Raw genomic sequence first — 11,716 nt, 5'->3', positions numbered from 1 at the left:
GATTTAAAAAACAAGTTCTTTACATATGCTCAATCGACGACATATTCGTATTAAAGTCATGCAGTCTTTATTTTCTTTTAAGGGAACAGAAAGTGATGATTTTACTAAAGATGAAAAATTTCTTTATCAGAGTATCGCTAAAATTTCAGATTTGTACTTTGCCATAATGGCACTTATGATTGAGCTGCAAAAGAAAGCCAACTCGAAATTAGAATTATCTCAAAAAAAACTGCTAGCTACTGAAGCAGATATTAATCCTAACCGAAAGTTTGCAGATAACGCCGTGCTAGAATTTATTAGTAACAATTCTATGCTCAAAGAAATTATTAAAAAGCGCAAGTTAAATTTTTGGGATTTAGATTTTGAGTATGTAGATGTAATTTATAAAGCCATTATTGAAAGTGGTATATATAAAGAATACATGTCTAAAGGCGCATCAGATTTAAAAGAAGATAAAGATTTTATGATTGATGTGTATTCGGATATTATTGCACCAAACGAAAAGCTTTTTGATTATTTTGAGGATAAACAGATTACTTGGGTAGACGATTTGCCAGTGGTAAATACAGCTATCGTAAAATCCTTTACAAAGCTTAAGCTAACAAAGCCAGAAACATATTTAATTCCTGAACTCTACAAAGACGAAGACGATAAAGTTTTCGCAAAAGATTTGTTACTAAAAACGCTTTTAAATACATCTAAATTTTCTGAAGAGATATCATCAAAAACAACCAATTGGGATGCAGATAGATTGGCAAGTTTAGATGGTGTTTTATTGAAAATGGCACTTTGTGAGTTTCAGAAATTCCCATCTATACCAGTAAAAGTAACAATCAATGAGTATTTAGAAATTGCCAAAGAATACTCTACTCCAAAAAGCAGCTTGTTCATTAATGGAATTCTAGATAAAATTGTAAAAGAGTATAAACTAAACAATATTCATAACAAAGTAGGACGAGGTTTAATGTAAAAAAGCCAATAAAACCTATACTTTCTTATCTAATAACTGTGTGTTAAAAATTTTTATTCGTTGAAATAATTATTACTTTTGACAAAAGATAAAGAATCATTAAAAATTAATATTAAAAAAACATAGCGATGAAAAAAGTTATTTTAGGCCTTGGTGCATTATGTATGTTAGCCTTTACATCATGTAAAGATGACGCTTCTAGTAAAGTAAATTCTGAAAATGTTGCACTTGCTGCTGAGCGAGATGCTAACGCAGGAGACTTACCAGTAATTAAGTTTAATAAAGAAACTCATGACTTTGGTACAATTGAAAACGGAACACCTGTTGAAACTGTATTTGCTTATACAAATACAGGTAACTCAATGTTAGTTGTAAGCAATGTAAAAAGTACATGTGGTTGTACAGTACCATCGAACTACACGAAGCAAGTTGCTCCTGGAGATTCGGGTGAATTTACTGTAAAATTTAATGGTAAAGGTAATGGTAACAAAGTTACTAAAGCTATTACGATGACAACTAACACAGCCAAAGGTAATGAGCAAGTAAGAATTACTGCATTTGTAGAGGCAGATCCTAATGCAAAAACTCCAGCTCAAGCTAAACCAACAGGTGGTTCAAGTATGTTACAGGCTCAGCCAAAAAAATCTAGTACACAACCAGGTCACGAAGGTCATAACCACGATTAATAAAAATTTATGGGAGAAGGTATAAGTTCATTTTTACCATTTATAGCCATGCTAGCTGTGTTGTATTTCTTTATGATTGCACCCCAAATGAAGCGTGCAAAGAAAGAAAAAGCCTTTGCTAAGGCATTAAAGCGAGGTGATAGAGTTATTATGAAAAGCGGTATGCACGGTAAGGTTGCAGAGTTAAATGATAAAGACAACAGCTGTATTATAGAAACACAAGCTGGGAAAATTAAGTTTGACCGTTCTGCAATTTCAATGGAAATGAGTAGTAAACTAAACACAGCATCAACGAAAAAATAATTTTCATTGATACGCATTTTAATAAAAAAGCTACTTAAAAATTAAGTAGCTTTTTTAATTTTGATTTATACTATATTACGCCCTAATTATGCAGTAAACTTCTGTTGTGTAATTGGTTAAAACTAAAGACTACTATTATGCCATTTCAAGATCATGACTTTTTAACTAAAAAACCAGAAGACTTAACCATTGGTGAAAAAATAAAACGCGTTACCCTTGATGAAAACTTTACTTGGGAACACGCCTATGAAGTCATGGAGATAAAGTTTTTAAAATGGTGGGATTTGGTACTTCTTAAAATCCCTAATTTTATTATTGGGGCTTTAATTTTTTTAGTATTTGTCTTGTTTGCAAAATATTTTGGAAGGCTTCTTTACAGAATTATGAAACGTTCTGTAAAACAAGAATCAATTCGTCAAATGGTGCTAAAGATATTTCGTGCAACCGTTTGGTTAATTGGTTTTTTAGTATTTTTAATCATACTCGATTTAGGGGTTATTATGACCTCAATACTTGGTTTAGCAGGTGTTGCCAGTTTAGCAGTTGGTCTAGCAGTACAAGGGTCATTAAATAACACATTTTCTGGTGTTATACTAAGTTTTTTACCTAATCTTAAAATTGGTGATTGGGTAGAGACTGAAGGCTTAGAGGGCACAATAGCCGAAATTTCATTACGAAGTGTACAAATATTAAGACCAGATAATAATTTGGTGATGGTGCCTAATTCTCAGATATTAGAAAACCCATTTACCAATTATAGTTTAACGACGCGTACACGTGTTTCTATTAATTGTGGCGTAAGTTACGATAGTGATTTGGAAGCCGTTGAAGCTTTGACCGTAACAGCCCTTGGCAAAGCTTTTAAGCAAAACAAAGATGAAGAGATTGAATTCTTTTATGAAGAATTTGGTGAGAGCTCTGTTAATTTTTTAGTTAGATTTTGGGGAGATGCTTCTGGAAAAAAAGATGAATTACACCTAACACATAGTGCTATTGTAATTATTAAAACCACTTTTGACCAAAACAATATTAAAATACCATATCCAACACGCACCGTGGAGATGAGTACTAAAAACTAACAGTTTTTATCTTTATCATTAAGTCCAACACCATTAAGAATCATTGGTGTTATTTTTTCTAACCGTGATTGTTTTGTAGCCTCACGTTTAGCGGATGAAATGTATTCACAATAGTCACGTTGTTTTCCGGGCGTCAGAGCCTCAAAAGCAAGTTGCAAATCTTGGTCGTTATTTAGTGTGGCTTTTAACTCTTCAGGAATCACAACAGTTTTCCCTTTACGCGCTACTTTAATTTCTTTACCTGCACGTTGATTTTCTATGGCCTCTTTTACATAGGCCAACACTTGGTCTTTATTGACATCTTCGATGTTATCAAAACGCATTTGTCGTAGCCCTTTGGTTTTATTCTCTTGAGCGTTGACTAAAAGATTATACTCATCTTTAAGAAAGACGCCATTAAAAAACCAAATACAAAAGTGCTGCTTAAATGCACCAATGCCTAATACATTTTTACCATCTAAATCATAAACTGGTGCTGACCATTTTATGGCCTCATTGAGTTCTGTTTTTAGAACTATACTGCGCAAGAGTTCTAAGGCTTCTTGCCAATGGTTATTGACTTCTATATATTCTTCGACGGAGTGGATTTTTTTCATTTTTAATATGTAAAAAGTGGATGTTTCGTTAACTTGTTTGTGTATGAAACGGAGCTTATAAATAAACGCTAACTTTTCGGATTTAGCACGAGCCGTTTTTTTTATGCTTAATTTTCTTTTATAAATATAACCAAATAATAAATGGCGTGTACTTTGTATATATGTAAAAACCTCTAGGAAAGCCTATAATAGCTATGTTTTATCCATGTTCTTGTACATAGTGCTTTTCACGTTCAGCTTGGTTTTCCGATGTTTTTTTTTGTTCAAATGTGTATGGCTTTAAGCGTTGGCATATTCCTCCGTGTTTTCTGTTTTACTCTCTAAGGCTTCTTTTAAAACGGCTTGCATTAGCATATTGGCGTGTTCTTCACTTTGGGTTATTTCCTGTTCTAATTCATTATACTTTTTTATAAGGGTTTCTACTTTTTCTACAATGGCTTTTTGTTCTTCAATTGGTGGAATAGGAATGATAACTGACTTTAAAATACCTTGAGTTAACTGATTTATCCCAGTACTTTTTTCATCATCTATTTGATTTTTAAAAGAATTAGACTGTAAAAAATGAAACAGATATGGATTTAATCTACTTTTTATCAAACTCATAAAAGCACCAAAGGAAAACCCATCTTTATCAACTATTGCGGCTTTCCCAATAAGTCTTTTGCTTCCGCTTCTGACACAAATTAAAATATCTCCTTTAGAAGCCATTTTCTTTGACGGTATTTCACAGGAAACTTTAACTAAATTATTCATTATCAATTTACCTTCATCAACATTATTAGCTCTTAAAACCCCTGTTCCATTTTCTGAAATATCAGTAGGCTTGTAAGTCAACCCTATTATTGGAATTCCAATATCAATTAACCTGCACCAAACCCAATTTTCAGGAATTTCAAAAGGAATTTCTTCTTCTGTGATTGTTGGTAAGGGTTTTTCCTTTTTAATTTTCTTGTCTTTTATAAGCTGTTCTTTTTCAGTTTTTATGCGTTCTAATAATTCACTTACAGGTTCTGTATTTTGATTTTGCTTTCGCCATTTTTGGGTTAGTTTTCCTTGTATAGCTTCTTGTAAAATGACTTGTTTTAAATCAGTAAGTTGTTGCTTTTCACAAGCAATATTACCTTTAATTTTACTATCTAATTCTATTGCTTTAAATTGAGTTAATGTGTATGTTTTAAGTTTTTCATCAACATTAAAACTTGAAACGTTTGGAATTTCATTTTTTAAATAAGAATTCCAACAATAATCAACAAAACGAACAAATTCGTTTTGTTCTTCAATTGACGGATAATTTATTTCTAAACCTTTAATTTTTGCTTGATTCAAAATTGGAAAAGACATACTTTTTGCTTTCGATTTTATATAATCTTCACGCACCAAATAATAGTAATATGCATATTCTGAGCTTACATCATTGTTAAATGTTACTCCTGTGATTTGTTGATTTGAGGAACCTACTTCTTTAAGAACTGAAACTCTACCAACACCTCCTCCGATTCCTATTAATAGAAGTGTTCCCTTTGGATATAGAGTTCCTTTTTTTTCATCCAATGCAATTTGAGCAAATTTCTCTTTAGCTTTGGTTAGATATTTTGTGAAACCAATATCGCTTGGTTTAAACCAGTTTATATCATTACTTGAATAATATTTTGAGTTTGATTTCGGTGGTGTTTTACCTGTTTGAATTTTTGAAATTACAGTTTCTAAAAATACTTTTTTAGATTGTAAAATTTTTTCTGTGTAGAACAATACAATACCACGTATTGGACTATTATTTATTCTTCTATATGCATCTGTTGCTTTCATTAATTCAATAGATTTTCTAATTCTGAAAGCATTGACAGATTATTGTTAAAATTCTGTTTTAGACCTGATATTATTTCTTTTGAGGACTTGATTTCTTCTTCCTCTTCCTGAACAGGATTTTTAACATCTAAATCCCAATCTTTTAAATCATTAATATTTACTTTCCAAGCTTGGTCGTTTTCTTCACGATTATTCCACCATTTTATTATTGGTTCAAACTCGTTAAACTGTATTGGTTTGGTTTTGGAATAGCTTTTTTGTCCTTCGGGTAATTTATGCTCGTAATACCAAATATCTTTAGTCTTATTGCCTTTTTCAAAAAATAACAGGTTCGTACTTACTGTGGCAGGAAAAAATGTAGTTTGTGGTAAACGAATAATGGTATGTAAATTAGTGTCAGTTAACAATTTTTCTCTAATTCTTGATTTTACACCATCTCCAGTAATCGAACCATCTGGTAAAACAATAGCACAACGTCCTTTTGGTTTTAGCAATTGCAACATTAAAATCACAAATAAATCGGCAGATTCCTTACATCTATAGGTGGCAGGATAGTTGGTTTCTACACCATCTGCTATACTCGCACCAAAAGGTGGATTTGCCAAAATAACATCTACTTGGTCTTTTCTTCCAATGCTGTTGTATTCCTTTTTTAAACTATCAATGTAATGATAGTCGGGAATATCCATTTCGTGAAGAATTAAGTTAGTTAAACCTAAAACATAAGCTACAGGTTTTAATTCCCAACCCGTAATACTTTTTTGTAAAATGTGTTCATCATCAACGGTATTTACAAAATTTTCTCTAACGTGGTCAATTGCTGCGGTTAAAAATCCGCCTGTTCCTGCTGCTGGGTCAAGCACTTTTTCACCCAATTTTGGGTCGGTCATTTGGGTCATTAACTGCGTAACTGCTCTTGGTGTGTAGTATTCACCTTTATTTCCTGCATCACGTAATTCTTGTAAAATGCTTTCGTAAATGTTCCCGAAAATGTGTTTGTCGTCAGAATTGTTAAAGTCAATTTCATTGAGTTTGTTAATGACTTTTCGCATTTCGTAACCACTTTTCATATAGTTGTTGGAGCCATCAAACACTTCTTTCACTATGGCAGCACGTTTTGGGTTAGTTACGTTTGTTAAATTACGCAAGGTTGCAAACAAACCTCTGTTGCTTTGTGCGTTACTATCTATAAATTCTAATAAATCTTCTCCAGTAATTCCCTCAGGGTCGCTTGCCCAAGTTCTCCATTGAAATTTCTCTGGAATTACCGATTGATAATCGTCTTTTAAGATTTCTAATTCTTGGTCTTTATCGTCAATAATTTTTAAAAAGAGCATCCAACCCAATTGTTCTAATCGTTGTGCATCACCAGAAATTCCTCTGTCTTGACGCATGATGTTTCTGATGCTGCTAACTACTGCTGCTACGTTTGCCATTTATTTTTTGTTATTTTTTATCTGTTCCTCCAGATGTTTTAAGTCGTCTAAATCGGCTTGTTTGGCTTCAAATTGTTTGCGTTTGGTTTCAAAAGCTTCATAGATGACTTTGACCTTTGTTTCCATTTGCTTTTTTGAGATAGCCCCAGCGTGATTTAAAACAGCTTTGTCATTAAATTCTAAGATTTTATCCACATTGTTTTGCCAAAATTTAAGATGAATATCTATACGTTCTTTAACCCTTAGCTCGGCAGTTTCCAAAAAGATTACCGTTAGCCTGTTTAGGGTATCAATTTCATCTTTAGAAAGGTAGTTTTTAGCAATGTGAATGTCTTGTTTACGCACTTTATTGCCTTTCCATGTGGTTAAACCCATATTGGGTTTGTTGTGGTTTGCTCTGGTTACAATTAATTCGGCAGCAGTTTGTTTGGTCACAGCAAACAGCAGTTTGTTTTGTGTTTCAGCAAAAAACATTTGGGTGGCTTTATCAGTAGGATCATAATCACTACTTAATGCCAATAAGTCTCTTACTTTTTGATAGAAACGTTTTTCTGAAGCGCGTATTTCGCGGATACGCTCTAATAACTCATCAAAATAATCGGGTCTGCCATCGGGATTTTTAAGACGTTCATCGTCCATAACAAACCCTTTAATCATATACGATTTTAGATTTTGATTTGCCCAAATCCTGAATTGCGTACCCCGTTTACTGCGCACTCTAAAACCAATAGCAAGAATCATGTCTAGGCTGTAAAAACTAACTTCATAATTTTTACCATCATCGGCAGTTGTCAAGTAATTCTTTACAACTGAATTTTCACTTAATTCATTGTCTTTTAGAATGTTATTTATGTGTTGACTGATGTTTTGTTTTGAGGTGTCAAAAAGTTCAGCCAGTTGATTTTGATTCATCCAAACATTACCCTCTTTAGCAAAAAGAGCAATAGATACCCGACCATCTGGTGTATTATATATAATAATGTTTTGTTGTTCCATTTAAGCCGTTGTATTGTATAACTGAGATTCTAATTCTTTTAAAGCTTTTAAATAGGCTGGTTTACCTCCAAAAGAATTGATGAGTTCCACTGCTGTTCCCAATTTATTTAAAGGGTCCAATTTTAATACTTCTGTACTTTCAATAGTTAGTAACCCATCTTCTGCATATTTATCGAGTAAACTATTTAAAACCGTTTGGGCTTTTTCACCGTATTTGGTAAAATAATTTCGTTTTTTTACGTTGTTTGCGCGTTCCTTTCTTGTTAAAGGTTTTGCTTCAAACGCTACGTGGCAAATTAAATCGAAAGGGTCAAATGCTGCACCAACCTCATCTTTTAGTGCATCAAAGAAAATGCCTTGTTCCTCTAATTCTTTGATAATCGCTTCTTTCTTTTCTGCATTATTCCAAGTGTTTAGAAATTTCTCTAAACTTTGATATTGTTTGGTAACGCTATTTTTGGTGTAGTCTTTTAGGCTTTCGGTGATAATTTTACCGTCATTTCCTAAATATTGCACACGTTCATTTACAATTTTTACTTTAACGCCATCTACTCGAATTTTTGTTCTTGGTTCTTCAACAATATCTCCACCACCTTCAATTTCAGAATATTCTGGAAATTCTACTTCCTCACCATCTAAAATATCTGTGATTACTTCATCTGTAGTTTCATCTTCTGCACCAGATAAATCGTCATCTTCACCCACTTGTTTTATCATTACTGGGTCGCCATCAAAATCAGGGTCAGCAAATAGGTTGGTAACATTTCTAAAATCCATAATGGTAAAATAGGTTTTACCATATTCCTCATTAATTCTCGTTCCTCGACCAATAATTTGTTTAAATTCGGTCATTGAACCAATATTACTATCTAAAACAATGAGTTTGCAAGTTTGTGCATCAACGCCTGTAGTCATTAATTTTGAAGTGGTTGCAATAACAGGATAAGGCTCACTTGGATTGATAAAACTATCCAACTCACGTTTTCCTTCTTCGTTATCGCCTGTAATTTGCATAACGTATTTATTGTTTTGAGTGAATAAATCGGCATTGGCGTTTGCCAATGCGGAACGCATTCCTTCTGCGTGCTCAATATCAATACAGAAAACGATTGATTTTGCAAATCTGTCATAACCTTTTAAAAATTCAGTTATCTTTTTTGCAACTAAATTTCTACGTTCCTCAACTACTATATTTTTATCAAAATCCGTTCTGTTGTACATTCTATCTTCAACTGGATTTCCCCCTTTATCAACAAAACCTTGTGTTGGTCGCCAACCTTCCGCATCAATATCTAAAGTGACTTTTACAACTTTATAAGGTGCAAGGAAACCATCATCAATTCCTTGTTTTAAAGAATAGGTATAAATTGGTTCTCCGAAATAATCAATATTTGAAACTTCTGTTGTTTCTTTTGGTGTTGCAGTTAAACCAATATGAGTTGCTTTGTCGAAATAAGCTAAAATCTCACGCCATTTGCTATCTTCTTTTGCACTTCCTCTGTGGCACTCGTCAATAATAATTAAATCAAAGAAGTCTGGACTAAACTGTTTGTAAGCATCCGCTCCTTGACTATCAGATAAGCCTTGATATAATGCTAAATAAATATTGTAAGCTGTGTCAATTTGTTTCTTTTTTATGATTGTAAGCGCATCTTTAAAATGTCTAAAATCTCCACGCGCTGTTTGGTCAATTAATGCAGTTCTGTCCGCTAAAAATAGGATTCTCTTTTTTGCTCCACTTTTCCAAAGTCGGTAAATAATTTGAAAAGCGGTATAGGTTTTTCCTGTTCCAGTTGCCATTACCAAAATAATTCGGTCTTGACCTTTTGCAACTGCTTCGATTGTTCTGTTTACTGCAATTTGTTGGTAATATCTCGGACTACGACCAGAACCATCTTGAAAATAATTTTGTTTGGCGATTTCTTCAACTTCATCGGTTTCAATTCCTTTGTACTTTTTATACTTCTGCCACAGCATTTCAGGACTTGGAAATTCGTCTAAAGTCAGATCTTTTTCAATTTCTCCGTCTGTTGCTGTTTTATCGTGAAAATAAAATCCGTCACCATTGCTACTGAACACACAAGGAATATCCAAGGTATTGGCGTAGCCAAGAGCTTGTTGAATTCCGCTTTTTACACTGTGTTTGTTGTCTTTTGCCTCAATTATAGCGATTGGAACATTTGGTTTGTAGAAAAGTATATAGTCCGCAAATTTTCGTTTTCCTCTGGCAGTCAGTTTTCCTTTCACATAGATTCGACCATCTGTGAAGAAAATTTCACGTCCTAATTGTGTTTGCTCATCCCAACCTGATTTCAAAATCGAAGGAGTGATAAATTTCGCCTTTATGTCAGATTCTGATAAATCTTTCTTATTCATTCATTTTTCGTTTTTGTCAAGCGTTGGCTAAAAATAGCTCTTTTAGTTTTTTTAGCGTTGGCTTTTTCGGTATAAAACACAACGCTTAGATAAATTCAGTTTTAATACTTCGGCAAGCTCAGTACAGGTTGATTTTTATCGGTCGTTAACGAAGTTAGTTGTTTTAAAATAGAAAGTCAAGAGCCTGATTATTAGCTTTTATACTTCTCAGCCGTCAGCTCTGCAATTTTACAAATCACTTCAGTGGCTTTAATCATGCTCTCTACAGGGACATACTCGTAGCGTCCATGGAAATTGTGGCCACCAGCAAAAATATTAGGGCATGGTAATCCCATATAGCTTAATTGCGAGCCATCAGTACCACCACGAATAGGTTTTATGAGTGGTTTTATGTCTAAGGCTTTCATAGCGTCTTCCGCAATATCTACAATGTGCATTACAGGCATTACCTTTTCTTTCATGTTGTAGTATTGGTCTTTAATTTCTATTTCAAAAACAGGTTTGCCATATTTAGCGTTGAGATCTGTAGTTATCTTTTGCATCAATGCTTTACGCGCTTCAAATTTATCTTTATCGTGGTCTCTAATAATGTATTTTAACTTGCTTGATTCTACTTCGCCATTAACGGCGTATAAATGGAAGAACCCTTCGTAGCCTTCTGTATGTTCTGGTGTTTCGTGTTTTGGCAGTGCGTTAATAAACTCACTAGCATAGTACATACTGTTTACCATTTTTCCTTTGGCATATCCTGGGTGTACAATTTTTCCGTTCACGGTTACTACAGCTTCTGCAGCATTAAAATTCTCGTATTCTAACTCGCCAATTTGGCTGCCATCCATAGTATATGCCCAATCGGCTCCAAATTTTTCGACATCAAACTTATGTGCACCACGACCAATTTCTTCATCGGGTGTAAAACCAACTTTTATGGTACCATGTTTAATTTTAGGATTATTGATAAGGTATGTCATCGCCTCCATAATTTCGGTAATTCCAGCTTTATCATCAGCACCCAAAAGAGTAGTGCCATCAGTGGTAATTAAGGTTTGTCCTTTGTAGAGTAGTAGATCTTCAAAATAATCTGGAGATAATACAATATTTTCTTCTTCAGATAAGACTAAATCTTGTCCTTGATAATTTTCAACAATCTGTGGTTTTACATTAGCGCCAGTATAATCTGGAGTGGTATCAAAATGCGAAACAAAACCTATGGTAGGGACATCATGGTTTGCATTACTTGGCAACGTTGCCATAACATAGGCATTATCATCAATAGAGACATCGCTCATGCCCATATCCCTAAGTTCTACAACTAATTTATTTGCTAAATCCCACTGTTTGGCTGTACTTGGTGTTGTATCTGAGTTTGGGTCGGATTCTGTATCTATGGTTACGTAGCTTATAAATCGGTCTATGAGTTGCTGCTTATCAATCATTATATTTTGCTTTTCCTCAAAAATAGAGATTG

Annotated in this window: 10 protein-coding genes; 4 read left to right on the top strand and 6 right to left on the bottom strand. The window is 33.6% G+C overall.

From position 1 onward, the window contains the following. Positions 1–25 precede the first annotated feature (25 nt). The 4 genes from nusB to HKP48_RS00590 all read left to right on the top strand — a co-directional run bounded on the left by nusB (position 26) and on the right by HKP48_RS00590 (position 3,038). Positions 26–970, top strand: coding sequence for a transcription antitermination factor NusB (nusB, locus tag HKP48_RS00605; RefSeq protein WP_296341743.1), 945 nt, complete (start codon positions 26–28; stop codon positions 968–970). Positions 971–1,098: 128 nt separating this feature from the next. After that, positions 1,099–1,656, top strand: a complete 558-nt coding sequence (locus HKP48_RS00600; protein ID WP_296341740.1) for a DUF1573 domain-containing protein — start codon at positions 1,099–1,101, stop codon at positions 1,654–1,656. A gap of 9 nt (positions 1,657–1,665) precedes the next feature. Further along, complete coding sequence (gene yajC / locus HKP48_RS00595; protein ID WP_296341737.1) at positions 1,666–1,959, top strand: preprotein translocase subunit YajC; 294 nt, start codon at positions 1,666–1,668, stop codon at positions 1,957–1,959. Between the two features lie 137 nt (positions 1,960–2,096). Further along, positions 2,097–3,038 carry a mechanosensitive ion channel family protein gene (locus tag HKP48_RS00590; RefSeq protein WP_296341735.1) on the top strand — a complete coding sequence of 314 codons (942 nt, stop codon included), beginning with the start codon at positions 2,097–2,099 and terminating at the stop codon, positions 3,036–3,038. Here the strand turns inward: HKP48_RS00590 and HKP48_RS00585 are convergent. From HKP48_RS00585 to pepT, 6 genes are all read right to left on the bottom strand, one after another. Next, on the bottom strand, positions 3,035–3,634 hold the full coding sequence (locus tag HKP48_RS00585; protein WP_296341733.1) for a YdeI/OmpD-associated family protein: 600 nt from the start codon (positions 3,632–3,634) through the stop codon (positions 3,035–3,037). The two genes, HKP48_RS00590 and HKP48_RS00585, sit on opposite strands and share 4 nt — an antisense overlap. 279 nt (positions 3,635–3,913) lie before the next feature. Beyond that, positions 3,914–5,440 (bottom strand): restriction endonuclease subunit S, encoded by a 1,527-nt coding sequence (locus HKP48_RS00580; RefSeq protein WP_296341730.1) that lies wholly within the window; start codon positions 5,438–5,440, stop codon positions 3,914–3,916. Further along, positions 5,440–6,876, bottom strand: coding sequence for an N-6 DNA methylase (locus HKP48_RS00575; RefSeq protein WP_296341728.1), 1,437 nt, complete (start codon positions 6,874–6,876; stop codon positions 5,440–5,442). Before HKP48_RS00575 ends, HKP48_RS00580 begins: the two co-directional genes overlap by 1 nt. Beyond that, positions 6,877–7,872, bottom strand: a complete 996-nt coding sequence (locus HKP48_RS00570; RefSeq protein WP_296341726.1) for a virulence RhuM family protein — start codon at positions 7,870–7,872, stop codon at positions 6,877–6,879. Then, the gene (gene hsdR / locus HKP48_RS00565) at positions 7,873–10,248 is read right to left on the bottom strand and encodes an EcoAI/FtnUII family type I restriction enzme subunit R (protein ID WP_296341724.1); all 2,376 of its coding nucleotides are present in this window, start codon (positions 10,246–10,248) and stop codon (positions 7,873–7,875) included. It lies immediately after the preceding gene. A gap of 191 nt (positions 10,249–10,439) precedes the next feature. Next, positions 10,440–11,684, bottom strand: a complete 1,245-nt coding sequence (pepT, locus tag HKP48_RS00560) for a peptidase T (RefSeq protein WP_296341722.1) — start codon at positions 11,682–11,684, stop codon at positions 10,440–10,442. Between the last annotated feature and the right edge of the window lie 32 nt (positions 11,685–11,716).

This window comes from Winogradskyella sp., from assembly GCF_013042245.1.
Lineage (GTDB): Bacteria > Bacteroidota > Bacteroidia > Flavobacteriales > Flavobacteriaceae > Winogradskyella.
Note: the sequence above shows the minus strand (reverse complement) of the source record. Positions and strands in the feature narration are given on the sequence as shown.